The following is a 25,963-nucleotide window of genomic DNA, read 5'->3' as shown; positions in this document are numbered from 1 at the left end:
TGTGTCGATCGTATCTATACCGATCTGTGTGTGATTGATGTGACCACAGAAGGTTTAAAAGTGATTGAGAAAGTGGATGGTCTAAGCTTTGAAGAGCTACAGGCGTTGACGGGTGCTCAATTGATTGATGTGACACAGGCTAAAGGATAAGCGACATGACCACGATTTTAAAAAATGCATACATCATTGATGCCATTCGTACTCCCTTTGGACGTTATGCAGGTGGTTTAGCCCCTGTACGTGCAGATGATCTTGGTGCAGTTCCGATTCAAGCCTTAATACAACGTAATCCAACGGTCGATTGGCAACAGGTGGATGATGTGATCTATGGCTGTGCCAATCAAGCGGGTGAAGACAATCGTAATGTCGGTCGTATGTCAGCTCTACTCGCAGGCTTGCCGTATCAAGTCCCTGCAACCACAGTAAACCGTCTTTGTGGTTCATCTCTAGATGCAATTGCCATGGCAGCACGTGCGATTAAAGCAGGTGAAGCAAACCTCGTCATTGTAGGTGGTGTCGAGAGTATGAGCCGTGCGCCCTATGTTATGGGTAAGTCTGACAGCGCTTTTGGTCGTAGTCAAAAGATTGAAGACACGACTATGGGTTGGCGTTTTATCAATCCAAAGCTGAAAGAAATGTATGGTGTAGACACCATGCCGCAGACTGCGGAGAACGTGGCAGAACAATTTAAGATTAATCGGATCGATCAAGACCAGTTTGCCCTAAACAGCCAACAACGGACTACAGCAGCACAAGCCAAAGGCTTTTTTAAACAAGAAATCGTTCCAGTCACGATCCCACAACGTAAAGGTGATGCGGTCGTTATCGATACCGATGAACACCCACGTGCATCGACCACGATTGAAGCATTGACGAAACTCAAAGGCGTGGTGAAAGCAGAAGGTACAGTCACAGCGGGTAACGCTTCAGGTATTAACGATGGTGCAGCAGCACTATTGATCGCTTCAGATGAGGCAGTTGCTCAATACCAACTGAAACCACGTGCCAAAATCATTGCTGCAACTACGGTGGGTGTTGAGCCACGCATTATGGGTTTTGCCCCTGCGCCTGCAATCAAAAAGTTACTGAAACAAGCCAATCTGACATTAGAACAAATGGATGTGATTGAGTTAAACGAAGCCTTTGCAGCTCAAGCTTTAGCGGTAACACGTGATTTAGATTTAGCAGATGATGATGTTCGCATCAATCCCAATGGTGGTGCGATTGCTTTAGGTCATCCACTCGGTGCATCAGGTGCGAGACTGGTCACCACTGCTTTGAATCAACTTGAACAGATTCAAGGGCAATATGCTTTGTGTTCAATGTGTATTGGTGTTGGGCAAGGCATCGCTCTCATTATTCAACGGGTTGGGTGAGGTCTATCATGAGCCAGTTATACGCCAGCTTATTTTATCAGCCTGATGTCACTGCCATTTTTAATGATCGTGCTTTATTAGGTTATATGATCCAAGCCGAAGTTGCTTTGGCTAAAGCCCAAGCAAAAATAAATGTCATTCCTACATCTACTGCCTCGATTATCGAGCAGGTTGGGCAGAATGCCTTAGCAGAAATTGATTTTGATGGTTTGGCTGTTGCAACTGGTTTAGCTGGGAATATTGCGATTCCCTTTGTGAAACAATTCACTGCGATTGTTAAACAACAGAATGAAGATGCCTCTCGATACGTACATTGGGGTGCAACCAGTCAAGATATGATTGATACGGCAATGATTTTGCAATGTCGTGATGCGCTAGTATTGATTGAAAAGCAACTTCAATTTGCATATCAAATTTCACTTAAACAAGCTGAACATTATCGTGACCAAGTGATGATTGGGCGAACATGGTTACAGCAGGCCTTGCCGATTACCTTAGGACATAAATTTGCACGTTATGCAGCCACATTGAGGCGTGATCTTGATCGTTTGCAAGCAATGAAAGAGCGTGTGTTAACTGTCCAACTTGGTGGTGCAGTCGGTTCATTGGCTTCTTTGCACAATCAAGGTTCTGCTGTAGTGCATGCTTTTGCAATTGAATTGAAACTCACAACGCCTGAGTGTACATGGCATGGTGAGCGTGATCGTATCGTTGAGATTGCGAGTGTGCTTGCAATCATTGTTGGCAACTTAGGCAAGATGGCAAAAGATTGGTCATTGCTCATGCAGACTGAAATTGCTGAGGTTTTTGAGCCAACGGCAAAAGGTCGGGGGGGTCATCTACCATGCCACATAAGCGAAATCCCGTCGCAGCTGCTTCAATTCTTGCAGCGGCAAATCGTGTACCTGCACTAATGGCAAGTGTTTATCAAAGCATGGTGCAAGAACATGAACGTGCTTTAGGTGCTTGGCATGCGGAATGGTTGGTGATTCCTGAGATTTTCCAGTTATGTGCAGGCGCATTAGAGCGTGCAAATGATGTGTTAGAAAATATGCAAGTCAATCCTGAAGCAATGCAGCGCAATCTTGAATGTACAGATGGTTTGATTATGGCTGAAGCGGTGATGATGGCACTTGCAAGCAAAATTGGGCGCTTAAATGCACATCATTTAGTTGAACAAGCATGTCAGGAAGCAGTCGAACAACAAACTCATTTAAAAAATATTTTATCTCAATTAGATGAAGTTAAAGATCACTTCACCACATCTGATTTAGACGCACTTTTTAAACCTGAGTCCTATTTGGGCAATATCCAAGCGCAAATTGATGCAGTTTTGCAAGCAGCTCAAGGAGAGTCGAAATGATGATCAATATTCATAATCGTCAAGGATATCAAATTGCTGTGCAAGTACAAGGTCCGAAAGATGCACCTGTCATTATCTTTTCCAATTCACTTGGGACTGATCATGGGATGTGGCAAGCGCAAGTTGCAGCATTCACTGCACAGTATAAAGTTGTGACTTACGATATACGAGGTCATGGTGCAAGTGCTGTTATTGATGCGACAACCTTGTCGAATCTTGCTGAAGATGTAGTAGATATCTTAGATGCACTCAAGATTGAAAAAGCCCATTTTTGCGGGATTTCAATGGGTGGGATCACAGGATTGTATCTTGCGATTCATCATGCAGAGCGTTTTTTGAGTGTCACAATTGCAAATTCGGCTGCAAAAATTGGTACGGCAGAAGCATGGAATGGTCGTGCAAATAGTGTTGAACAACAGGGTTTAGCAGAGCTTGTTAAAACCACTCATACACGTTGGTTTAGTGAGTATTTTGATTATGCCCATGACGTATTGGCGCAAAAAACCATTCAAAGTTTAGCTTTAACAGCATCACAAGGTTATGCGAATGCTTGTCGAGCTTTGGCAGATGCCGATCTACGTGATCAACTGAATCAAATTCAAATTCCCACTTTAATTATCGCAGGTCAATTTGATCCTGTAACCACGGTTCAAGATGCAGAATTCATGCATCAGTCTATCGAAAACAGTCAGTTTGAAGTCTTGGCAGCTTCGCACTTATCGAATATTGAACAACCGCAAGTGTTCAATCAAACATTGTCTAAGTTCATTCAAAAGATATAACCACACAGGGTTAGAAAGGAATTCGCCTACAAGGAGGCAACTATGGCACAGGAATTTGCTGCCCCAAAAAGCAGTATGGATGCGCAGGCACTCATTAATGATGCACCGATTAGTAAATATCAGTGGATGATCGCAATTGTTTGTTTCTTGATTGTATTTGTCGATGGGATTGATACGGCAGCTATGGGCTTTATTGCACCTGCGTTGGCACAAGATTGGGGCTTGGATCGTTCTCAACTTGGACCTGTGATGAGTGCTGCACTTGGCGGCATGATTATTGGTGCATTGGTATCAGGCCCTACAGCAGATCGCTTCGGACGGAAAATTGTTTTAACCATTTCGATGCTGGTTTTTGGTGGTTTCACTTTGGCATCTGCATTTGCAACAAACTTGGATAGCCTTGTTATTTTACGTTTTTTAACAGGTATTGGGCTTGGTGCAGCCATGCCAAATGCAACGACTCTGTTTTCTGAATATTGTCCACAACGTAGCCGTTCATTACTGATTACTTGTATGTTTTGTGGCTATAACTTGGGTATGGCAACAGGTGGTTTTATTAGTAGTTGGTTGATCCCAACATTTGGATGGCACAGCTTGTTTTTATTAGGTGGTTGGTCACCACTCATTTTAATGCTTTTAGTGATTTTCTGCTTACCTGAGTCATATCGATTCTTAATCGTAAAAGGCAAAAATCCTGAGAAGGTTCGCAAAATTCTAGGCCATATTGCACCTCAACAAGTTCAAGGTGTAACCGAGTTTCATATTCCAGAAGAACAATCGGCGGTAGCTGAAAAGAAAAACGTGTTTGGTATGTTGTTTTCAAAACAGTACGCCAAAGGCACGATTTTATTATGGTCGACTTATTTCATGGGTCTGGTGGTGATTTATCTGCTGACCAGTTGGTTACCAACTTTGATGCGTGAAACAGGTGCAACCATGGAGCGTGCTGCATTTATTGGTGGTTTATTCCAATTTGGCGGCGTGCTCAGCGCGTTATTTATTGGCTGGGCAATGGATCGTTTCAATCCAAATCGCATCATTTCAGCTTTCTACTTTATTGCAGGTTTATTTGCAGTTGCCGTTGGTCAAAGTCTCAATAATCCAACCTTATTGGCATTGCTCGTGCTATGCGCAGGTATTGCGATCAATGGTGCTCAGTCTTCGATGCCAGCCTTAAGTGCTCGCTTTTATCCAACGCAATGTCGGGCAACGGGTATTTCTTGGATGACAGGAATTGGTCGATTTGGTGCAGTGTTTGGTGCATGGATCGGTGCAGTTTTATTGGGCAATGATTGGTCATTCACGGCAATTCTCAGCTTACTGATGATTCCAGCAACAGCTGCGGCGGTGGCTATTTTTGTTAAATCTTTGGTTGCGCACACAGATGCGACCTAACTTTCATAATCAGGGACAACGTCAATGAATGATGAACAACGTTATCAACAAGGGCTAAAAGTTCGGACTGAAGTGCTTGGTGAAAAACATGTCGGGCGTTCTTTAGAGAACCTGAATGACTTTAACCAAGATTTTCAGAACTTTATTAGCCGATTTGCTTGGGGTGAAGTGTGGTCACGCGAAGGTTTACCACGTCATACCCGTAGCTTAGTTACCATTGCCATTTTGTTGGCGTTGGGACGAGAAGATGAACTCAGAATGCATTTACGTGCTTGTTTTAACAACGGCGTAACTAAGGACGAACTGAAAGAGCTGATTTTGCATAGTTCCTTGTATGCAGGTTTACCCGCTGCGAATGCTGCAATGCATATGGCAGAAGAGGTATTCAAAGAACTTGGAATAGATGTGCAACCCATTTCGGCACAAGCACAGGATTAAGGAGACAGGCATGTTAATTCATACATTGGGTGCATATGCACAACGTAATACGGATGATCATCCGCCAGCATATACACCAGGCTATAAAACCAGTGTGCTACGTTCGCCAAAAAATGCATTGATTTCAATCAGCGAGACCTTGACGGAAGTGACATCACCACATTTTTCACCCAATCTTTTTGGCCCAAAAGACAATGATTTGATTCTGAACTATGCCAAAGATGGTTTACCTGTTGGTGAGCGAATCATTGTGCATGGTTATGTGCGTGATCAATTTGGTCGTCCTGTTAAAAATGCCTTATTAGAAGTATGGCAAGCCAATGCGTCAGGTCGTTACCGTCATCCGAATGATAAGTTTATTGGTGCGATGGACCCTAACTTTGGTGGTTGTGGTCGTACGCTCACTGATGAAAATGGTTTCTTCATTTTCCGTACCATTAAACCGGGTCCATATCCTTGGCGTAACCGTATCAATGAATGGCGCCCAGCGCATGTTCATTTCTCTTTGATCGCTGATGGCTGGGCACAGCGCTTGATTTCGCAATTCTACTTTGAAGGCGATACCTTAATTGATTCTTGCCCAATTTTAAAAACCATTCCATCTGAAGATCAACGTCGTGCCTTGATCGCATTGGAAGATAAACATAATTTCATTGAAGCTGACAGCCGTTGTTACCGCTTTGATATTCATCTTCGTGGTCGTCGTGCGACTTATTTTGAAAATGATTTGACTTAAGGGAGTAACACAATGAACGCGTGGAATTTTCAGGAATTGAAAGAAACCCCATCACAAACAGGTGGTCCTTATGTACATATTGGTTTGTTACCACAGCAAGCCAATATTGAGGTGTTTGAACACAATTTTAACAATCAGTTGGTGAGTGAAAAAACGCAAGGTCAACGTATTCGTCTTGAAGGACAAGTATTTGATGGACTGGGTTTGCCATTACGAGATGTGTTGTTAGAAATCTGGCAAGCCGATGCCAACGGTGTTTACCCAAGTCAAGCCGATACTCAAGGCAAAACAGTTGATCCAAACTTCCTAGGTTGGGGTCGTACTGGTGCAAATTTTGAAACTGGTTTTTGGAGTTTTAATACGATTAAACCGGGTGCTGCTGCTGGACGTAAAGGCTCAACTCAAGCACCACATATTGCAGTCGTACTTTTTGCTCGTGGGATCAACATTGGTTTAAACACACGTATCTACTTTGATGATGAAATTGAAGCAAATGCTAATGATGCTGTTCTAAACAGTATTGAATGGGCGACACGTCGTCAAACCTTAATTGCCAAACGCACAGAAGTGGATGGTGAAGTGGTGTATCGCTTTGATATTCGCATTCAGGGCGAAGATGAAACTGTATTTTTTGATATTTAAACTTTAAGTGCATAACGAATGATTGCTTGCTCTTGGGAAAGACAGGCAATCCATTAAGGAAGATGATGATGAAAATGAAAACACTGGCAGCATTAACGTTGCTTGTTAGCCCTTTATTTACGGTTCAAATGGTACAAGCTCAAGAAAATATTCAAAAACAGGTTGAACTTTCGGCACTGGCACAACTACCTGTTAAAACAATTGTACCTATTACTGCAAAAACTACAGAGCAAGCGATCGATCAAGCAAAAGTGATTGCAGCCAATCAAGATGCAGATTTAGCAGAGTTTCGGATTGATTTACTCGATTTTGCTGCTGATAGCAAACAAGTGATTGCTTTAGGGCATGAATTAAAAAAGATTCTAGTTACTAAACCCATGATTGCAACCATTCGCACAAACAATGAGGGTGGGAAACTCACCATTAGTGATGCTGATTATGGAAAGACCTATCAAGCCTATTTAAAACAGCCTTTTATGGATATGTTAGATGTGGAAATGTTCCGCGATCAGCAGGTGGTTAAAAATACTGTCAAATTGGCGCATAACAAAAAAGTTTTAATTGTGATGTCGAATCACGATTTTCAGAAGACGCCAAATGAAGATGAAATTGTGAAGCGCCTTCTTAAACAGGATGAGCTAGGTGCAGATATTTTAAAAATCGCAGTAATGCCACAAAGCAAACAAGATGTTTTTACCTTGATGAATGCAACATTAAAAGTCAGCCAACAATCTAAAAAACCACTGTTGACCATGTCTATGGGTAAGTTAGGTACGATTTCAAGAATTGCGACTGCAAATATGGGTGGTAGCTTTAGCTTTGGCATGATTGGTGAAGCATCGGCACCGGGTCAAATTGATGTGACCCAACTCAAACAGTTCTTAAAAACAGTTCAACCAACACAATAATTGAAAAGGATTTTAAAATGAACATTATTTCTTTACGTTTAAGTGCGCTTGCAATTGGTTTAGCATTATCAGGTATGGCAGCAGCTGAAACTTATGTAGTTGATCGTTATCAGGATGATAGTGAAAAAGGTTCTCTTCGTTGGGCGATTGAACAAGCCAATACCAAGCCAAGCGAAGCTAGTGAAATTTTGATTCAAGCGGTTGGTCAAGCACCGTATGCGATTAAGGTGAATAGCCCACTTCCTGAAATTAAAGCCCCTGTGAAAATCATCGGTACACAATGGGCAAAAACAGGTGAGTTTGTCGCAGTAGATGGTTCAAATTATATCAAAGGTCGTGGTGTTGAGGCGTGTCCGGGGGCGGTAGAAGGGCAGTTTGGAACCAATGTGCGTACCACGACTTTACCGGGTATCGTTTTACGTGACATTAACGGTGTGACCATCCAAGGTTTAGAAATTCGTCATTTTTGTATCGGCATCTTGATGAATCGTGCCAGCAATAACTTGATTCAGCATAACCGCATTATGCACAACTATGGTGGCGCGGGTGTGATGTTGACGGGTGACGATGGCAAAGGCAATCCAACCGCAACCACTACCAATAACAACAAGGTATTAGACAATTATTTTCAAGACAATGGCGATGGTTTGGAATTAACTCGCGGAGCTGCGTTCAATCTCGTTGCCAACAACCATTTTATTTCAACTTCCGCAAATCCAGAACCATCACAAGGCATTGAGATTCTGTGGGGAAATGACAATGCTGTGGTCGGCAACAAATTTGAAAATTATTCAGATGGTTTGCAGATCAATTGGGGCAAACGTAACTATATCGCCTATAACGAACTAACCAATAACTCGAATGGTTTTAATCTAACGGGTGATGGCAATATCTTCGATAGCAATAAAGTGCATGGTAACCGAGTGGGAATCGCCATTCGTTCTGAAAAAGATGCAAATGCTCATATCACACTCACCAAAAATCAAATTTGGAATAATGGCAAAGACATCAAACGTTGTGAAGCTGGTGGAAGCTGCGTTCCAAACCAACGCTTAGGTGCAATTATTTTTGATATTCCCGGTTTAGAACATGCGCATTTTGTTGGGTCTCGTGGGCATGGTGTCAAAATTGATCCCGCAAACTTACAAAAAACTTGTCTACAGCCGAATCAACAAGGTTGCAATCAGCAACCAAATCAAGGCATTCAGGCACCGACATTGAGTCTATCTAAAGGTCAAATTGCTGTTGAGATAAAAGGACAACCAAATCAGCGTTATCAAGTTGAATTGTTTGGAAACTCATCAGCAAATGCAAATGAAGCCGAATTTTATTTAGGTTCGGTTGTAGCTGTGACCAATGCAGAGGGTATTGCAAAAGTTGCATATAAGCCTACATCGAAAGTCGCAAGTGTGACCGCAAACGTTACAGATCATTTAGGTGCAACTTCTGAACTCAGCTCAGCAGTAAAATTTAAATAGAAGCATGGAGGCTTTGATATGAATACAAACACTTTACTGATCAAAATGAGTTGTTTGGCGATTACGATCTGTGCAGCCCAATATAGTTTTGCTGACAAAAATCAAGCTTGGTCACAAGATCGTCAATGGTTACTAGGTGATTGGAATGGGCAACGCCAACAGTTAGAGAAAGACGGTTATAAATTTACCGCCGCGATTATGAGTCAATCTGCTACCAATTTGGATGGTGGTTATAACGACAATAATAGTTTTGAAAATGCAGCTCAGCTGGCTCTGGGTGCAAATTTTGATTTAGGCAAAATTGCAGGTTGGGAAAATACCACAGCCAATATTCTAATTACCAAGCGCGATGGTAATTCTTTAATACTAGAGCGAATTAAAGATCCACGCTCTAGTGCTTTAGGCAACACGCAAGAGATTTATGGGCGAGGCAAAATTTGGCGTTTAACACAGGCATGGGTCAAAAAGGGTTTCGCGGACAATACAGTTCAATTCAAGATTGGTCGAATGGGGATGTCTGACGACTTCAATAGTTCCCAATGTGAATTTCAAAACTTATTACTCTGTGGTGGACAGCTCGGAAAATCGATTGGTTCGATTTGGTATAACTTACCTGTAGGTCTATGGGGTGCCAATGTCAAATATCAATTTGCACCAGAATGGACACTTGGTGTGGGCGTATATGAAGTAAATCCTGACAATGTTAAAACTGGAAAAAATGATGGTTTTAACTTGGATATGGACAATGTCAAAGGTGCAACCATTCCTGTGGAATTGGCTTGGCGACCTAAATTAGCAGCTTTTGACGGCTTGGCTGGTGAATATAAGCTAGGAGCACTGTATTCAACAGCAGAAGCGAATGATATTGCGACAGTTGGTAAAATCCACGATAGCAAACACAGTTTTTGGCTGAATGCACAACAACAACTCACCCAAAAAGGAAATGATCCTAAACGTGGTTTATATGTCAGCTTTAATGCCGTGGTGAATGATAAAGCCACCACAGCCGTACAAAGCACACAACAATTCGCACTGTGGTACAAAGGACCATTTGATAGTCGTCCAAACGATTCAATTGGTTTTGGTGTTGCAAATTATTCAGTCAATGATCGTTATAAAGATCGTCAAGTTGCTCTCAATACCAGTCGTGGCTATGACCAATACGATGCACTTGCGGCAGATTATGTTCCCGTACAACGTGATGAGCTCAATGTTGAGCTGAATTATACCTATCAATGGTCACCTGCGATCATGCTCAGACCAAATCTACAATATATTCATCAGCCTGCGGGTGTAAAAGAAGTCGATGATGCGTGGGTTGCAGGTTTAAGTATGCGCGTGAATTTCTAATATAGGAGTATGACGTATGTCTGAATCTACAAACTCACATATCATACTGAAAATATGGTGTTTTATTTTAGGTCTTGCTTTGTTGCTAACTGGATTATTTTTTACTGTTGGTGGTGCAAAGTTGGTGACTTTAGGTGGGTCATGGTATTTCGTGATCTCAGGTCTATTAACGTTAGTATCTGCACTTTATATTTTTAAGAAAAAAGCATTAGGCGTAAGTATTTTCGCTGTTGTATTTATTGGAACTATTATTTGGTCGCTGATTGATGTTGGCTGGGAATTTTGGCCTTTATTTTCTCGACTTATGTTCCCAGCCGGTTTATTTGCAGCTCTCATGCTGACTTTACCTGCGATACGCCGTTATCAATATCAACCGACTGCTATTTTACCTGCTTATGCAGTGGGTGGTTTGACTGTATTGGGTATGATTTTTGGTCTCTATCAAATGTTTATTCCACATCCAACGGTCGCGGCTTCTGGTGCGCAATTGCCACTGGTTCCAGTTAAAGCAGATATGAAGCAAACCAATTGGCAACATTATGGACAGGATGCTGGTGGTAGCCGTTTCGCAGCTTTAGACCAAATTACCCGTGACAATGTACATCAATTAAAAGAAGTTTGGCGCTTTCGTACAGGTGATTTCACCACAGGATCAGGTAATGGTGCTGAAGATCAAATGACACCATTGCAGGTTGGCAATAAACTTTTCTTATGTACCCCGCACAATAATGTTTTTGCTTTAGAAGCCGATTCAGGCAAACAACTTTGGAAAGCTGAAGTCAATTCTAAAGCGGATGCGTGGGAACGTTGTCGTGGAGTTGCATACTTTGACTCAACTCAATCATTGCAACAACCAACACTAGTTGGTGCAACACCAGTAAAAGCAGTTGCAACAAACACTTCTTGTTTACGTCGCGTTTATACCAATACCCCTGATGGACGTTTGATTGCTGTCAATGCGGATACGGGTGAGCGCTGTAAAGACTTTGGTGTAGATGGTACAGTTGATTTATTAAAAGGATTGGGCGAGGGCACTAAAGCCCCACGTTTTGAAGTCACTTCTGCGCCAACGGTGGCTGGTTCAGTATTGGTCATTGGTAGCCGTATTGCAGATAACTTTGCCGCTGATATGCCGGGTGGTGTAATTCGTGCTTACGATGTCATTACAGGTGAATTACGTTGGGCATTTGATCCACGTAATCCTGATCCAAACTATGTACTTAAAGACGGTGAAACTTATAAGCGTAGTTCAGCGAACTCATGGGCAGCTATGTCTTATGATCCGCAAATGAACACCGTATTTTTACCTATGGGAAGTTCATCTGTCGATGTTTGGGGCGGTAATCGTCAGCCACTCGATCACAAGTACAACTCATCTGTATTGGCTTTAGATGCCACCACAGGTAAAGAAAAGTGGGTGTATCAAACTGTTCATAATGATTTATGGGACTTTGATTTACCAATGCAACCAAGTCTTGTTGACTTCCCAATGAAAGATGGAACAAATAAGCCTGCGGTGGTGATTGGAACAAAATCAGGTCAATTCTTTGTGCTAGATCGTGTCACAGGTCAACCACTGACAAAAGTGATTGAGCAACCTGTAAAACCTGCGGATATCAAAGGCGAACAGTACAGCCCGACACAACCGCGTTCGGTTGAAATGCCTCAAATTGGTAATCAAACCTTAACTGAATCAGATATGTGGGGTGCAACACCATTTGATCAATTGATGTGTCGTATCAACTTCAAATCAATGCGTTACGAAGGTTTATTTACTGCACCAGGTAAAGATGTTTCACTCAGCTTCCCTGGCTCTTTGGGTGGGATGAATTGGGGCAGTATTGCGTTTGATCCGAGCCATCAATACATGTTTGTCAATGACATGCGTTTAGGCTTATGGATTCAGCTAGTTGAGCAAACACCAGAAGATCTTGCACGAGAAGCAAATGGCGGTGAAAAGGTGAATACGGGTATGGGGGCTGTGCCAATGAAAGGTACGCCATATAAAGTAGATAAAAACCGTTTCTGGTCGAAATTGAATATTCCGTGCCAAAAACCACCTTACGGTACGATGACAGCAATTGATATGAAAACACGTCAAATTGCATGGCAAGTGCCGATGGGAACAGTAGAAGATACTGGCCCAATGGGCATCAAAATGGGATTGAAAGCACCGATTGGTATGCCTACGATTGGTGGACCAATGGCAACTCAAGGTGGTTTGGTCTTCTTTGCAGCAACACAAGACTATTATTTACGTGCATTAGATTCTTCAACGGGTAAAGAGTTGTGGAAATCACGTTTACCTGTTGGTAGTCAAGCAACGCCGATCAGCTATGTTTCACCTAAAACAGGTAAACAGTATGTGATGATTACGGCGGGCGGCGCTCGTCAATCGCCTGATCATGGTGACTACGTGATTGCATATAGTTTGCAATAACATAAATTGATGTGATTCAGAAAAACTGCAATCAAATGATTGCAGTTTTTTTATTTTAGTTCAATTCTAAGCAGAAGCAGTCAAAACAGGCATTTTGATTGCGTCGGAGATGACAACGAATTGTGGTTTAGCATTTTCTTGAAGTTGATAATCTGAAAAGTTGACTTGCCAAAAACCTAAACTGGCTGTGGTTGCGATATAAAAAACTTGATTTTCATGATCGCGCACAATTTCCCATTGAGTATAGTCTCCTTTAGGATTACCACTTTGGTCAATACACTGCTCACGTGTTACATAAATACCTTTAATGACATTCATGGTGTGGGCAATCGCAGCATTGTTGCTAGGTTTAGGATTTTGATTTAACCATAACATTGAATAATTCAATGTCATTGTAGTGCGTAGAAAACGGTCGGCGGGTAATGCTGATGAAGATAAACCAATGGAACCACCACCATTTCCGGCTTTATTAACATTCAAACCAATGATGGTTTTATTATCTGTTTCGACATTTGTGACGCCTAAATAGTTTTCCAAATTTGTTCGATGCCAATCAATAAACGGATTATTTGTCATCACACCAACATCACTATTATCAGTAATCGATAAAGCACCATCACGGAATTCAAGAACTAAACTTGCTCCTGTTTTATCGTGGAATTGGAAATGAATAGGAATTAAATTTTTTACTTCATTACTTTGATTGAGTTCTGTATGTTCAGAAAATTGTAATGGGTCCCAGAAATATAGAGTTTCACCTAAAGATGTAGTTTTACCTTGTTGAATAGCATATAAATCGTTTTTTAATGTTTCAACTGAAGAATAATTAGAAACAGCCCAACCACAAATATCAAGTGCAGAAATGAGTTTTGCATGTTGTGGAGCATCAGCTTTTTTAGGATAAATCGATGGTGGAAGCCACAGAGCTGCTGCTGAGAATCCTTCAGTATTCATAGCATCAGAAACTTTGGTATCTAATAGATTTAAAGGTAATTTAATACCAATACCCATAAATCCATATTTTGCTTGCCATTTATATGCAGGAGTATTGGGATTCAGACTATCAATGGCTTTTAAGCTGGTTGCAACGGGTATGGCAGCCAATTGCCATGTAAATGTAGCTGCAAAATCCATTGTACGACCTGAAATTCGATAACCTGTTGATTGAGGTAAAATAAACTCAGTACACATATATTATTTTCTCTTTTGATTATAAATAAAATAATTATTTTTAAATTGATAACTTATTTTTAGAGCAATCGTGTATGTCATAAAAATAAATAAGTTTAGAAATTATCAGATGATTTTTTTAAAGTCAATTTCTCTATTTAATATAATAGTTTGATAAATATAAATTAATTTTTCTTATGAATCATTTAAATAATATTTGTTAATAACGATCGTTATAGCACTTTATATAAAGTAAAATATGATTCAATTGTATAAACTTGTATATACAAATAATATCATATTCATATACAATACTTTAGATTATTTAGTATGAGTTTTAGCCAATGTCAAGAGCGTCAAAGCAAAACGATCTGGATTTATCTTTAGAAGAAGATAGTCCTATTCCATTGTATTTGCGCGTGAAGCAAATGATTTCACAGAAAATCTATGAAGGAACTTGGTCTGTAAATAAAAAGATTCCTTCTGAGAGTGAATTGGTTAATTTATTGGGTTGTAGCCGTATGACGGTCAATCGTGCCTTACGTGAACTCACCAGCGAAGGTCTATTGGTGCGTATACAAGGTGTAGGCTCTTTTGTAGCAGAGGGACAAGGACGAACGGCTCTATTTCATGTCAATAACATTGCTGAAGAGATTATTGCCCGAAATCATAAGCATCGTGCGGAAGTGTTAATACTTGAACAAATTCAAGCTAATACAGAGCAAAGTGTACTTATGCAAATTCGAGAGGGACAAAAGTTATTTCATTCAATCATTGTACATTATGAAAATGATGTACCCGTACAGATTGAAGATCGTTTGGTTGATCCTGTGTTAATTCCTGATTATTTGGCGCAGGATTTTAAATCAATTACACCCAATGCTTATTTGATGTCGAAAGCGCCTGTAACCGAAGGTGAGCATGTCGTAACAGCAATTCTGGCTTCAGCACAAGAGTGTAAATGGCTGAAAATTAACAAGACAGAACCATGCTTATTGATTCGTCGCCGTACATGGTCAAACAAACAATTGATTTCTAGTGCTCGATTGATTTATCCGGGTAGTCGTTATTATTTGGAAGGTAAATTTACCCAATGATTGAGCTGTTAAAAGCTGTTAATTATAAGAGAATGCAGTGGAAAAATGGTGCTGGTTATACGGTTGAACTTGCACGTAGTGAGGGTGACAGCCTAGAGCTGTTTGATTGGCGAATTTCCATGGCTGATGTTAAAACATCGGGTGATTTTTCCAAATTTAATGGTATGCAACGCATTCTGACTGTATTAGATGGTCAGGGCATCGTATTGAATATTGATAATCATTTTCGACGCCTCAGAACTTTACAATCAGTTCAATTTAATGGTGACAGTAATACCAGTTGTGAGTTGATTGATGGATCTATTCGGGATTTTAATCTGATTTATGATCCACAAAAATATCACGCACGATACCAGTGGGTTGTTGATTCTACAAACTCAGAAATATTTAGCTCAGCCGATTTCATTTTTATTTTTAATCAGAGCCTAGAACTTTTAAAAGTTGAAATTGCGCAACAGATTTTTTATCTGGATTATCAAGATAGTCTTAAAATTGACAATGAAAAATTGTTGAAAAATATTGTTTTAGGTCAACAAATTTTAAAGAAAATTTGTCTAATTGAACTGATAAAAATCTAAATTGTCTTCACTTTTTTAAACCCATACAATTTGTGGTTGTATGGGTTTTTTATTGTCAATTAAAAAATAAATCAATTAATTTCATTAGCTTGTAATTTATTTTTATAAAAGAATAAAAATGCATCTTTTCAATAGGAAAGTTTTGTGTAGTATATGGATGTATATACAAGTTAATACATTGCTATACAGTAAAAGCAGATTAATTTACGGTTCAAATCTCAAAGGAAGGAGTCCGATTGTGACAACAACGACAACAAAATTTCGTGATGTAGAAATTCGCGCACCACGTGGTACAAAACTTAATGCAAAAAGCTGGTTAACTGAAGCACCACTTCGCATGTTGATGAATAATCTTGATCCTGATGTTGCAGAAAATCCAAAAGAGCTTGTTGTTTACGGTGGTATCGGTCGTGCTGCACGTAACTGGGAATGTTTTGACAAGATCGTTGAAACGCTAAAGAATTTAGAAACTGATGAAACCTTGTTGGTTCAATCGGGTAAGCCCGTTGGCGTATTTAAAACGCATAAAGATGCACCGCGTGTTTTGATTGCGAACTCGAATCTTGTACCACATTGGGGAACTTGGAAGCATTTCAATGAATTGGATGCGAAAGGTTTGGCAATGTATGGTCAGATGACAGCGGGTTCTTGGATTTATATTGGTAGCCAAGGCATTGTACAAGGTACCTATGAAACTTTTGTAGAAGCAGGTCGCCAACACTATAACGGTGATTTGACAGGTCGTTGGGTGTTGACTGCTGGTTTAGGCGGTATGGGTGGTGCACAACCTTTAGCTGCAACACTGGCTGGCGCATGTTCATTGAATATCGAATGCCAACAAAGCAGTATTGATTTCCGTTTACGTACTCGTTATGTCGATGAGCAAGCAACAGATTTAGATGATGCTTTGGCGCGTATTGAAAAATATACCAAAGAAGGTAAGGCAGTTTCGATTGCACTGCATGGCAATGCTGCTGAGATTTTACCTGAGTTGGTTCGCCGTGGTGTACATCCAGATATGGTGACGGACCAAACCAGCGCACATGATCCATTAAATGGTTATTTACCCATTGGCTGGACATGGGAAGAGTACCGTCAGCGCGCTAAAACTGAGCCAGAAGTTGTAGTTAAAGCGGCTAAACAATCGATGGCGCAGCACGTTCAAGCGATGTTGGATTTCCAGAAAATGGGTGTTCCAACCTTTGATTATGGCAACAACATCCGTCAAATGGCACAAGATGAAGGTGTAGCAAATGCCTTTGATTTCCCAGGTTTCGTTCCTGCTTATATCCGCCCATTGTTCTGTCGCGGTATTGGTCCATTCCGTTGGGCTGCGCTTTCAGGCGATCCAGAAGATATCTATAAGACAGATGCTAAAGTAAAAGAACTCATTCCTGATGATGAACATTTACATCGTTGGTTAGATATGGCGCGTGAACGGATCAGCTTCCAAGGTTTACCAGCACGTATTTGCTGGGTCGGCTTAGGCTTACGTGCAAAACTTGGCTTGGCATTTAATGAAATGGTGCGTAGCGGTGAACTTTCAGCACCGATTGTGATTGGTCGTGACCATTTGGATTCAGGTTCAGTATCGAGTCCAAACCGTGAAACAGAATCAATGAAAGATGGTTCAGATGCTGTATCTGACTGGCCGTTATTAAATGCCTTGCTCAATACTGCAGGCGGTGCGACTTGGGTGTCATTGCATCACGGCGGTGGTGTAGGTATGGGCTTCTCGCAACATTCAGGCGTGGTAATCGTGTGTGATGGCACCGATGAAGCAGCAGCACGTATTGCACGTGTACTGACCAATGACCCTGCAACAGGGGTGATGCGTCATGCCGATGCAGGTTATGACATCGCGATTGATTGTGCCAAAGAGCAAGGCTTGAACTTGCCGATGATCACGCAATAAACAGACAAGGACATTACGATGCTTTTTGCAATTGTGTAAGCAGCATCGTAAGAGAACAATAGAGTGCAAAACAGGACGCCAATAATGGAACTTCTAATTCAACCGGGCAAACTTAGCTTAGCAGATCTGCGCCACGCTTATTTAAATCCAATCAAAGTCAAACTCGATGACAGCGCTTCTGCTGGGATCAATGCGAGTGTTGCTTGTGTCGAACAAATCGTCAATGAAGGCCGTACTGCTTACGGGATCAATACGGGTTTTGGTTTACTTGCATCAACTAAAATTGCACCAGAAGACTTAGAGCAATTACAGCGTTCTTTGGTGCTGTCACACGCTGCTGGCGTGGGTGAGCCGCTTGATGATGCGATGGTGCGTCTGATCATGTTGCTGAAAGCAAATAGCTTGGCACGTGGCTTTTCGGGTATTCGCCGTAAAGTGATCGATGCCATTTTGGCGTTGATCAATGCAGAAGTTTATCCCCATATTCCATTAAAAGGTTCTGTTGGTGCTTCTGGTGACTTGGCACCACTGGCACATATGTCTTTGGTGTTATTGGGTGAAAGCAAAGCACGTTATAAAGGTGAATGGTTGCCAGCCGTTGAAGCGCTTAAAATTGCGGGTTTAGAGCCAATTTCTTTGGCTGCGAAAGAAGGTCTAGCACTTTTAAATGGTACACAAGTTTCAACAGCTTATGCTTTACGTGGTTTGTTTGAAGCAGAAGATTTATTTGCTGCTGCAACCGTATGTGGTGGTTTAAGTGTTGAAGCAATGCTGGGTTCACGTGCGCCATTTGATGCGCGTATTCATGAAGTCCGCGGTCAACGTGGTCAAATTGATGTGGCTGCTGCATATCGTGACTTACTGACTGATTCAAGTGAAATTGCACATTCACATGAAGACTGTAGCAAGGTTCAAGACCCGTACTCACTTCGTTGCCAACCTCAGGTGATGGGTGCTTGCTTGACTCAAATTCGTCAAGCCGCAGAAGTATTAGCAATTGAATCAAATGCCGTATCAGATAACCCATTGGTATTTGCAGCAGAAGGTGATGTGATTTCGGGTGGTAACTTCCACGTTGAATCTGTGGCGATGGCTGCGGATAATCTTGCATTGGCGATTGCAGAGATTGGTTCACTATCAGAGCGTCGTATTTCGATGATGATGGATCGCCACATGTCACAGTTGCCGCCATTCTTGGTTGCCAATGGTGGGGTCAATTCAGGCTTCATGATTGCTCAAGTAACAGCCGCTGCGTTAGCAAGTGACAACAAAGCACTTGCACATCCTGCTAGTGTTGATAGTTTACCAACTTCTGCAAATCAGGAAGACCATGTTTCTATGGCACCGAATGCAGGTAAACGTTTGTGGTACATGGCTGACAACGTTCGCGGCATTCTTGCAGTTGAGTGGTTAGGTGCATGTCAGGGTCTTGATTTCCGTGAAGGTTTGAAGAGTTCTCCAAAACTTGAGCGTGCGCGTAAAGTGCTGCGTGACCAAGTGCCTTATTACAGTGAAGATCGTTTCTTTGCGCCAGATATCGAGCAGGCAAGTGAATTGCTCGCAAGTGGTTGCCTGAACGAATTACTGATTCCAGAACTATTACCGAGTTTGTCTAACGTGTGATCAATAAAACGGTCACATGGAGTGGCCGAATCTAACTAAATTTCCTCAAGGATTGGAGATTATAATGTCACAACACTCCACACTACAACGGGGGTTAAATGCCCGCCATATCCGATTTTTAGCACTTGGTTCTGCGATTGGAACTGGATTATTTTATGGTTCGGCTTCTGCGATTAAACTCGCAGGTCCATCAGTGTTATTGGCTTATGTGATTGCTGGTATCGCGATTTATATCGTGATGCGTGCTTTAGGCGAAATGGCGGTACATAATCCTGTATCGGGTTCTTTTAGTCATTATGCATCTCATTATATTGGCCCATTAGCAGGTTTTGCGACAGGCTGGACTTACGTTTTTGAAATGGTCATTGTTGCCATTGCCGATGTGACCGCTTTCGGGATTTACATGGGCTTTTGGTATCCTGATGTCCCACGATGGATCTGGATTTTATCCGTAGTTTCATTCTTGGGCGCGATTAACCTCATTCATGTAAAAGTCTTTGGTGAATTAGAGTTCTGGTTCTCTCTGATTAAAGTTGTTGCCATTGTTGCTATGATTTTGGGTGGTTTTGGTTTACTACTTTATGGTTTCCATGGCGATCATGGCAGTGTTGCAAGCATTCAAAACCTTTGGATTCACGATGGCTTTATGCCAAATGGGATAGCAGGTTTAATTGCATGTTTCTCTGTGGTGGTGTTTGCTTTTGGTGGTATTGAAATTATTGGTATCACTGCGGGTGAATCAGAAAATCCAAAAACGACGATTCCACGTGCAATTAATGCTGTTCCAGTACGTATTTTATTATTCTATATCTTAACGATTTTTGTTTTGATGGCAATTTTCCCTTGGAACCAAATTGGTAGTCAAGGTAGTCCATTCGTTCAGATCTTTGAAAATTTAGGCATCAAATCAGCCGCAACAGTATTGAATATTGTTGTGATTACTGCTGCGATTTCTGCGATCAATAGTGATGTATTTGGTGCTGGTCGTATGTTGTACGGTATGGCAAAAGAAGGTCAGGCGCCAAAAGCATTTACCAAACTTTCTCGTAATGGCGTGCCATATATGACAGTGATGGTCATGGCGGGCGTGTTATTGGTTGGTGTGGTTTTAAACTACCTGATTCCAGAAAACGTTTTCATGATTATTGCATCAATTGCAACCTTTGCCACGGTTTGGGTTTGGTTGATGATTTTACTTTCTCAAGTTGCGATGCGTCGTAAGTTATCTAAGGCCGAAATTAAAGCCCTTGATTTTCCAGTGATTGGCTGGCCAATCGCACCTGCTTTTGCAATTGCATTCATGCTATTTATCTTTGGTGTGATCGCATATTTTCCTGACTCACGACCTGCAATTTATGTTGGTGCAACGTGGTTATTTCTACTTTGGATTGCTTATACCATTTGGGTGAAACCTAAACAAAACACAGTGAAAGAAAACTCGACTTTAAGACAAAATATTGAAATGGAAAGTTAATAATCAAGCTGCTCAGGTGTTGATCACACCTGAGCAGTAAGAGGAAATCCGAATGAAAAAGCTTTGGAAAAATTGTCATATTGCCACGATGCAAGATGGGCAATATTCTAGTATTGAACACGCTGCAATGGTGACTTCAGGGCAGCATATCCATTGGGTTGGCGCATTAAAAGACCTTCCTGCTGATGATTATTCCGAAATTATTGATTTAAATGGCGGTTGGGTGACACCGGGTTTGATTGATTGCCATACGCATAGTGTGTTTGGTGGCAACCGTAGCGTCGAGTTTGAAAAACGATTGCAAGGTGTTAGCTATGCTGAAATTGCAGCGAGCGGTGGTGGGATTGCCAGTACGGTTCGCGCCACGCGTGAAGCCAGTGAAGAACAGTTGCTGGCATCGGCATTAAAACGAATTCGTTGCCTGCTTAAAGATGGGGTTACCACCATTGAGATTAAGTCAGGTTATGGTCTCGATTATGCCAATGAACGGAAAATGCTGCGTGTGATTCGTCAGATCGCAGAAACTTTGCCAATGACAGTTCGCAGTACCTGCTTGGCTGCGCATGCTTTACCACCTGAATATCAAGATCAAAGTGATGCTTATATTGAGCATATCTGCAATGAAATGCTACCAAAACTACATCAAGAAGGTTTGGTTGATGCAGTCGATGCCTTTTGTGAATATTTGGCATTTTCGCCAGTTCAAGTCGAACGTCTATTTAAAACAGCACAGTCTTTAAATCTCCCAATTAAACTTCATGCAGAACAACTGTCGTCACTGGGTGGTTCAAGTTTGGCAGCGCGTTATCAGGCTTTATCAGCAGACCATTTAGAGTTTATGACGGAAGATGATGTCAAGGCGATGGCGGTTGCGGGCACAGTTGCAGTGTTATTGCCGGGTGCATTCTATTTCTTGAGAGAGACTAAATATCCACCATTAGACAGTTTGCATCAACATGGTGTGCGTATCGCATTATCCAGTGATTTAAATCCGGGCACATCGCCAGCTTTATCTTTACGTTTAATGATGAATATGGGCAGTACTTTATTCCGTTTAACACCTGAACAAACCTTGGCAGGTGTGACGACTCATGCGGCATATGCACTGGGTTTACAAGACACACACGGTACTTTGGAGACAGGTAAAGTTGCTGATTTTATTGCTTGGGATATCGAACATCCTTCAGAAATTGTCTATTGGTTGGGTGGTGATTTGCCGAAGCGAATTATTCAACATGGCGTAGAAGTTTCGATCTAGTGCAAAGACAAATTTTTAAAGAGTTGTATTCATGATGAATCATTCATTTACATGGCAAGGGCGACAAGATGGAGAGGGTGAGCAACATCTACGTATCCATCAGGTGGTCAATACCAGCCAACATGCATCTTTTGCTTTAATTGGCTTTAGTTCAGATGAAGGGGTAAAGCGTAATAAGGGGCGTTTAGGTGCAGCCGATGCACCTGACATGATTCGTGCACAATTGGCAAACCTGCCAGTACACCAAGCTGTGACGATTGCGGATATTGGTACAGTAGTTTGTGATAATGGACAGTTGGAAAAGGCGCAAGCTGAACTGGCTGAACAGGTCGAACGTAGCTTAAAGCAAGGCATGAAACCCATTGTTTTAGGTGGTGGCCATGAGGTTGCTTTTGGTAGTTTTTCTGGATTATTTCAATATATCCATAACAACGATCCAAACAGAAAGATAGGAATCATTAATTTTGATGCGCATTTTGATCTTCGTGAAGCTGAAGAGGTCACTTCAGGAACACCTTTTCTAAATGCCGCAAACTTGTCAAAGCAGCATGATCAGGAATTTAATTATCTTTGTATCGGTGTGGCGAAGCATTCAAATACTAAAGTTTTGTTTGAAACAGCGGATCGTTTGAATTGTAGCTATATCTACGATTACGAATTACAACTGACCAATCTTGAAAATTTAATTTCAAAAATTAACGGTTTTATTGAAAAAGTTGACGACTTATACATCACCATTGATTTGGACGTATTTAGCGCCAGCATCGCACCTGGTGTTAGTGCACCAGCAGCCAAAGGCATTTATTTATCAGTCTTTGACCCATTATTAGACGCCATTAAGAAAACTGGCAAAATTAAAGTTTTTGATGTGGCTGAATGTAACCCACGGTTTGATTTGGATAACAGAACTGCCAAATTAGCTGCTTATATCATTTTTAATTACCTATTTGATTGATGATCCAAACGAACTTATCAAAAGGATAAAACATGTCTAATTTATCTTATGTCTCTCAAAATGACGGTCCATGGGCAACTTATCTTAAACAGATTGAGCGTGTTGCTCCATATCTAGATGGTTTACAAGACTATGTGGACACATTGAAGCGCCCAAAACGTGCTTTGATTGTCGACGTGCCAATTGTGATGGACGATGGCACAATTCGTCATTTTGAAGGTTATCGTGTACAACACAACTTGTCACGCGGTCCGGGTAAAGGCGGTATTCGCTATCACCCAGATGTAGATTTAAATGAAGTGATGGCTCTTTCAGCATGGATGACAATTAAAACTGCGGTGGTGAATTTACCATTTGGCGGTGCCAAAGGTGGCATCCGTGTTGATCCGCGTCAACTTTCACCACGTGAATTAGAACGTTTAACCCGTCGTTATACCAGTGAAATCAGTCATATTATTGGCCCTCAAAAAGATATTCCTGCACCAGACGTAGGTACCAATCCAAACGTGATGGGCTGGATCATGGATACTTATTCATCGGGTCAAGGTCATACCGTTACAGGCGTTGTAACGGGTAAGCCTGTACATCTTGGTGGTTCTCTTGGTCGTATTAAAGCGACGGGTCGTGGTGTATTCATCACAGGTCAACAAGTTGCTGAAAAAATCAAATTACCTTTAGACGGTGCGAAAATTGCGGTTCAAGGTTTTGGTAACGTCGGTAGCGAAGCTGCATATTTGTTTGCAGACTCAAAATCGATTGTCGTGACGATTCAAGATCACACAGGTACGATTTATAACCCTGAAGGGATTGATGTTGCTGCATTAAAAACTCACATGGAAACTCACCAAGGTGTGAGGGGCTTTGCTGGTGCGCAAGTGATCAGTGATGAAGAGTTCTGGAATGTAGAGATGGATATTTTGATCCCTGCTGCATTGGAAAGCCAAATCACAGTTGAACGTGCGCAAAAGTTAACTGCGAAGTTGGTGCTTGAAGGTGCGAACGGCCCAACATTCCCTGAAGCGGATGATGTTTTGGTTCAACGTGGTATTACGGTTGTGCCTGACGTGATTTGTAACGCGGGTGGTGTAACCGTATCTTACTTTGAATGGGTTCAAGATATGTCGAGCTACTTCTGGTCTGAAGAAGAAATTAATGAAAGACTGGACAAGTTAATGATTCAAGCCATTAACGATGTATGGCACAAATCAAGCGAAAAAGAATGTACTTTACGTACAGCAGCCTTCATTTTAGGTTGTGAGCGTATCTTAAAAGCACGTAAAGAGCGTGGTATTTTCCCAGGCTAATTTTAGCTGTGCTTTTAAAACGACCTCAGAACACTTGTTTTAAGGTCGTTTTTTTATTGTTGGATCAATCCAAAAAGAAATCTTTCTGTAGATTGGTATTTCCAGCGACACATGCATATTGAGAAAAATCAGTGATACCGACTTTTGCTAGAGCTTGTTCATCTGTTAGGCTTTGTCCCGTCAGTTCACCTTTTGCCGTGCTATAAATCGCAAAAGCTGCATCTGCCATGATCTCAGGTTTACGGCTGACCTGTAAGGTACTTTCCTCACCTAAATTCTTAGAAACTGCTGCGGTTGCGATATAAGTTTCAGGCCACAAGGTATTACATGAAATGCCATATTGGCGAAATTCTTCTGCCATGCCCAAAGTCAAAATCGTCATACCGTATTTAGATAAAGCATAAGGTGAAAGCATCCCGAGCCATTTCGGTGACATATTTACAGGTGGCGATAAACTCAAAATGTGTGGATTTTCAGATTGCTTTAAAAAGGGCAATGCAGCTTGGGCACAAATGAAAGTAGCACGATGGTTAATGCTTTGGATCAGGTCATATTGTTTTAACGATGTGGATTCCACCCCCATTAATGCAATTGCACCTGCATTATTAATCAGCACATCAATTCCACCAAAGGCTTTGGCTGCCTGTTGAATAGCTGTATGGATTTGCTGCTCATCCCTCACATCAAGCAGTAAAGGCAATGCTTTGCCGCCAGCAGCTTCAATTTCTTCAGCCACACTATAAATCGTACCTGTTAATTTAGTGGTCTCGACTTCGGTTTTTGCCGCAATGACAACATTTGCCCCAGCTTGTGCTGCTTTCAGCGCAATCGCTCTGCCAATACCTCGACTGCCGCCAGTGATAAAAACAGTTCTTCCTTGCATATTATTCATTGAAATGTCCTAGATTTGAGTTGTTGTAAACGTTGAATTAGATCATGAAAGGATGTGCAAATTTTTCAGGATCATATAGTTGGCGTTGCTTGGCACTCTCTACAATTCGATGGCGGAGCTGACGTTTGATCACGGCATAGGTTAGGCGGTGCTTTTGTGCCATATCTTCTGCAAATTTAAACACTTCATGACTTAATGATTCGATTGGTTCAATTTGGTGAACGATTTGGGATTGTAGACATTCAGTGCCTGTCATAGTTTTGCCTGTCAATGACATTTCCCAAATGGCATGTTGATTGGGAAGTAGTTGTACAATTTCAGCAATGGTATCTGTAAAAGGAATGCCTAGATGGACTTCTGGAAAGCAAAAACGTCCCCGATCCGATCGCATAAATCGGAAGTCACAAGCAGATGCGAGAATTGCACCGCCTGCATAAGCATTACCACCGATTTCAGCAATTACAGGTAAGTTGAGTAGTGCTAAACGGAGCAACATATTTTCAAGTTGCAGGGTAAAGGTTTTTTTATCTTCCAACGATTGTTGCATTAACCAAGCAAGGTCTAAGCCATTACAAAAGGTTTTAGGATGATCACTTCTAATAATTAAACTGGCATTATTTTTATCACTTTCAATTTCATCAAAAATAGCAAAATATTCTTCTAATACTGCTTTATTTAAAGCATTTTCCTGATTGCCATTGGTTAAATTCAGCACATAGGTCGATTGCTGTTTATCGAGTGTCATGGTTGCCATTTCAGCAATTCCTCATTGTTTTAGTCATCAATCTT

Annotated in this window: 21 protein-coding genes and 2 pseudogenes; 20 read left to right on the top strand and 3 right to left on the bottom strand. The window is 41.4% G+C overall.

Annotated elements, in window-relative coordinates; all coding sequences use genetic code 11:
• From IEV17_RS01745 to IEV17_RS01690, 12 genes and pseudogenes are all read left to right on the top strand, one after another.
• Positions 1-150, top strand: a pseudogene (locus tag IEV17_RS01745) (3-oxoadipate CoA-transferase); the annotation flags it as partial.
• A 5-nt stretch (positions 151-155) separates the two neighbouring features.
• Positions 156-1,376: a 3-oxoadipyl-CoA thiolase gene (pcaF, locus tag IEV17_RS01740; RefSeq protein ID WP_004662708.1), complete on the top strand. Its 1,221-nt coding sequence runs from the start codon at positions 156-158 to the stop codon at positions 1,374-1,376.
• A gap of 8 nt (positions 1,377-1,384) precedes the next feature.
• Positions 1,385-2,739 (top strand): annotated as a pseudogene (pcaB, locus tag IEV17_RS01735) (3-carboxy-cis,cis-muconate cycloisomerase).
• Positions 2,736-3,521, top strand: a complete 786-nt coding sequence (pcaD, locus tag IEV17_RS01730; RefSeq protein WP_004662706.1) for a 3-oxoadipate enol-lactonase — start codon at positions 2,736-2,738, stop codon at positions 3,519-3,521. The pseudogene pcaB and the gene pcaD overlap by 4 nt, the downstream one beginning before the upstream one ends.
• A gap of 42 nt (positions 3,522-3,563) precedes the next feature.
• Positions 3,564-4,916 carry a 4-hydroxybenzoate transporter PcaK gene (pcaK, locus tag IEV17_RS01725; RefSeq protein WP_004662705.1) on the top strand — a complete coding sequence of 451 codons (1,353 nt, stop codon included), beginning with the start codon at positions 3,564-3,566 and terminating at the stop codon, positions 4,914-4,916.
• A gap of 24 nt (positions 4,917-4,940) precedes the next feature.
• Positions 4,941-5,354 (top strand): 4-carboxymuconolactone decarboxylase, encoded by a 414-nt coding sequence (gene pcaC / locus IEV17_RS01720; RefSeq protein WP_004662704.1) that lies wholly within the window; start codon positions 4,941-4,943, stop codon positions 5,352-5,354.
• Between the two features lie 10 nt (positions 5,355-5,364).
• Positions 5,365-6,090: a protocatechuate 3,4-dioxygenase subunit beta gene (gene pcaH, locus IEV17_RS01715; RefSeq protein ID WP_004662703.1), complete on the top strand. Its 726-nt coding sequence runs from the start codon at positions 5,365-5,367 to the stop codon at positions 6,088-6,090.
• A gap of 12 nt (positions 6,091-6,102) precedes the next feature.
• Positions 6,103-6,732, top strand: a complete 630-nt coding sequence (pcaG, locus tag IEV17_RS01710) for a protocatechuate 3,4-dioxygenase subunit alpha (RefSeq protein WP_004662702.1) — start codon at positions 6,103-6,105, stop codon at positions 6,730-6,732.
• 68 nt (positions 6,733-6,800) lie between these two features.
• Positions 6,801-7,640: a type I 3-dehydroquinate dehydratase gene (gene aroD / locus IEV17_RS01705; protein ID WP_034601490.1), complete on the top strand. Its 840-nt coding sequence runs from the start codon at positions 6,801-6,803 to the stop codon at positions 7,638-7,640.
• 17 nt (positions 7,641-7,657) lie between these two features.
• Complete coding sequence (locus IEV17_RS01700; protein WP_004662700.1) at positions 7,658-9,118, top strand: right-handed parallel beta-helix repeat-containing protein; 1,461 nt, start codon at positions 7,658-7,660, stop codon at positions 9,116-9,118.
• An 18-nt stretch (positions 9,119-9,136) separates the two neighbouring features.
• Positions 9,137-10,468, top strand: coding sequence for a carbohydrate porin (locus IEV17_RS01695; protein WP_004662699.1), 1,332 nt, complete (start codon positions 9,137-9,139; stop codon positions 10,466-10,468).
• 16 nt (positions 10,469-10,484) lie between these two features.
• The gene (locus IEV17_RS01690; protein WP_004662698.1) at positions 10,485-12,908 is read left to right on the top strand and encodes a glucose/quinate/shikimate family membrane-bound PQQ-dependent dehydrogenase; all 2,424 of its coding nucleotides are present in this window, start codon (positions 10,485-10,487) and stop codon (positions 12,906-12,908) included.
• A gap of 66 nt (positions 12,909-12,974) precedes the next feature.
• Here IEV17_RS01690 and IEV17_RS01685 read toward each other — a convergent pair whose 3' ends face one another.
• Complete coding sequence (locus IEV17_RS01685) at positions 12,975-14,099, bottom strand: linear amide C-N hydrolase (protein WP_004662697.1); 1,125 nt, start codon at positions 14,097-14,099, stop codon at positions 12,975-12,977.
• A 323-nt stretch (positions 14,100-14,422) separates the two neighbouring features.
• Here IEV17_RS01685 and hutC point away from each other — a divergent pair, with 323 nt between their 5' ends.
• The 8 genes from hutC (at position 14,423) to IEV17_RS01645 (ending at position 24,282) form a co-directional block, all read left to right on the top strand.
• On the top strand, positions 14,423-15,175 hold the full coding sequence (gene hutC, locus IEV17_RS01680; RefSeq protein WP_004662696.1) for a histidine utilization transcriptional repressor HutC: 753 nt from the start codon (positions 14,423-14,425) through the stop codon (positions 15,173-15,175).
• Complete coding sequence (locus tag IEV17_RS01675) at positions 15,172-15,753, top strand: HutD/Ves family protein (RefSeq protein ID WP_004662695.1); 582 nt, start codon at positions 15,172-15,174, stop codon at positions 15,751-15,753. The genes hutC and IEV17_RS01675 overlap by 4 nt, the downstream gene beginning before the upstream one ends.
• A 238-nt stretch (positions 15,754-15,991) precedes the next feature.
• A complete protein-coding gene (hutU, locus tag IEV17_RS01670; protein ID WP_004662694.1) occupies positions 15,992-17,668 on the top strand; it encodes a urocanate hydratase in 1,677 nt (558 codons plus the stop codon).
• An 84-nt stretch (positions 17,669-17,752) separates the two neighbouring features.
• Positions 17,753-19,291, top strand: coding sequence for a histidine ammonia-lyase (gene hutH, locus IEV17_RS01665; protein ID WP_188363572.1), 1,539 nt, complete (start codon positions 17,753-17,755; stop codon positions 19,289-19,291).
• Positions 19,292-19,355: 64 nt separating this feature from the next.
• On the top strand, positions 19,356-20,765 hold the full coding sequence (locus tag IEV17_RS01660) for an amino acid permease (RefSeq protein WP_004662692.1): 1,410 nt from the start codon (positions 19,356-19,358) through the stop codon (positions 20,763-20,765).
• A 52-nt stretch (positions 20,766-20,817) separates the two neighbouring features.
• Positions 20,818-22,023: an imidazolonepropionase gene (hutI, locus tag IEV17_RS01655; protein WP_004662691.1), complete on the top strand. Its 1,206-nt coding sequence runs from the start codon at positions 20,818-20,820 to the stop codon at positions 22,021-22,023.
• 34 nt (positions 22,024-22,057) lie between these two features.
• A complete protein-coding gene (gene hutG / locus IEV17_RS01650; protein WP_034601800.1) occupies positions 22,058-22,978 on the top strand; it encodes a formimidoylglutamase in 921 nt (306 codons plus the stop codon).
• 32 nt (positions 22,979-23,010) lie between these two features.
• On the top strand, positions 23,011-24,282 hold the full coding sequence (locus IEV17_RS01645; protein WP_004662689.1) for a Glu/Leu/Phe/Val family dehydrogenase: 1,272 nt from the start codon (positions 23,011-23,013) through the stop codon (positions 24,280-24,282).
• Between the two features lie 64 nt (positions 24,283-24,346).
• Here IEV17_RS01645 and IEV17_RS01640 read toward each other — a convergent pair whose 3' ends face one another.
• Together IEV17_RS01640 and IEV17_RS01635 are read right to left on the bottom strand one after the other, a co-directional pair.
• Positions 24,347-25,174 carry an SDR family oxidoreductase gene (locus IEV17_RS01640; protein WP_004662688.1) on the bottom strand — a complete coding sequence of 276 codons (828 nt, stop codon included), beginning with the start codon at positions 25,172-25,174 and terminating at the stop codon, positions 24,347-24,349.
• A 37-nt stretch (positions 25,175-25,211) separates the two neighbouring features.
• On the bottom strand, positions 25,212-25,928 hold the full coding sequence (locus tag IEV17_RS01635) for an enoyl-CoA hydratase/isomerase family protein (protein ID WP_004662686.1): 717 nt from the start codon (positions 25,926-25,928) through the stop codon (positions 25,212-25,214).
• Between the last annotated feature and the right edge of the window lie 35 nt (positions 25,929-25,963).

Source organism: Acinetobacter modestus, assembly GCF_014636095.1.
Taxonomy (GTDB): domain Bacteria; phylum Pseudomonadota; class Gammaproteobacteria; order Pseudomonadales; family Moraxellaceae; genus Acinetobacter; species Acinetobacter modestus.
Note: the sequence above shows the minus strand (reverse complement) of the source record. Positions and strands in the feature narration are given on the sequence as shown.

Bases quoted from the DNA above. Each gene is read 5' to 3' on its own strand.
- IEV17_RS01660 (WP_004662692.1), top strand. From the start codon at position 19,356: ATGTCACAACACTCCACACTACAACGGGGGTTAAATGCCCGCCATATC.
- IEV17_RS01635 (WP_004662686.1), bottom strand. From the start codon at position 25,928: ATGGCAACCATGACACTCGATAAACAGCAATCGACCTATGTGCTGAAT.
- hutI (WP_004662691.1), top strand. From the start codon at position 20,818: ATGAAAAAGCTTTGGAAAAATTGTCATATTGCCACGATGCAAGATGGG.
- pcaG (WP_004662702.1), top strand. From the start codon at position 6,103: ATGAACGCGTGGAATTTTCAGGAATTGAAAGAAACCCCATCACAAACA.
- IEV17_RS01695 (WP_004662699.1), top strand. From the start codon at position 9,137: ATGAATACAAACACTTTACTGATCAAAATGAGTTGTTTGGCGATTACG.
- IEV17_RS01640 (WP_004662688.1), bottom strand. From the start codon at position 25,174: ATGAATAATATGCAAGGAAGAACTGTTTTTATCACTGGCGGCAGTCGA.
- IEV17_RS01645 (WP_004662689.1), top strand. From the start codon at position 23,011: ATGTCTAATTTATCTTATGTCTCTCAAAATGACGGTCCATGGGCAACT.
- IEV17_RS01700 (WP_004662700.1), top strand. From the start codon at position 7,658: ATGAACATTATTTCTTTACGTTTAAGTGCGCTTGCAATTGGTTTAGCA.
- hutC (WP_004662696.1), top strand. From the start codon at position 14,423: ATGTCAAGAGCGTCAAAGCAAAACGATCTGGATTTATCTTTAGAAGAA.
- pcaH (WP_004662703.1), top strand. From the start codon at position 5,365: ATGTTAATTCATACATTGGGTGCATATGCACAACGTAATACGGATGAT.
- IEV17_RS01675 (WP_004662695.1), top strand. From the start codon at position 15,172: ATGATTGAGCTGTTAAAAGCTGTTAATTATAAGAGAATGCAGTGGAAA.
- IEV17_RS01690 (WP_004662698.1), top strand. From the start codon at position 10,485: ATGTCTGAATCTACAAACTCACATATCATACTGAAAATATGGTGTTTT.
- hutG (WP_034601800.1), top strand. From the start codon at position 22,058: ATGAATCATTCATTTACATGGCAAGGGCGACAAGATGGAGAGGGTGAG.
- pcaK (WP_004662705.1), top strand. From the start codon at position 3,564: ATGGCACAGGAATTTGCTGCCCCAAAAAGCAGTATGGATGCGCAGGCA.
- pcaF (WP_004662708.1), top strand. From the start codon at position 156: ATGACCACGATTTTAAAAAATGCATACATCATTGATGCCATTCGTACT.
- pcaC (WP_004662704.1), top strand. From the start codon at position 4,941: ATGAATGATGAACAACGTTATCAACAAGGGCTAAAAGTTCGGACTGAA.
- hutH (WP_188363572.1), top strand. From the start codon at position 17,753: ATGGAACTTCTAATTCAACCGGGCAAACTTAGCTTAGCAGATCTGCGC.
- IEV17_RS01685 (WP_004662697.1), bottom strand. From the start codon at position 14,099: ATGTGTACTGAGTTTATTTTACCTCAATCAACAGGTTATCGAATTTCA.
- pcaD (WP_004662706.1), top strand. From the start codon at position 2,736: ATGATGATCAATATTCATAATCGTCAAGGATATCAAATTGCTGTGCAA.
- aroD (WP_034601490.1), top strand. From the start codon at position 6,801: ATGAAAATGAAAACACTGGCAGCATTAACGTTGCTTGTTAGCCCTTTA.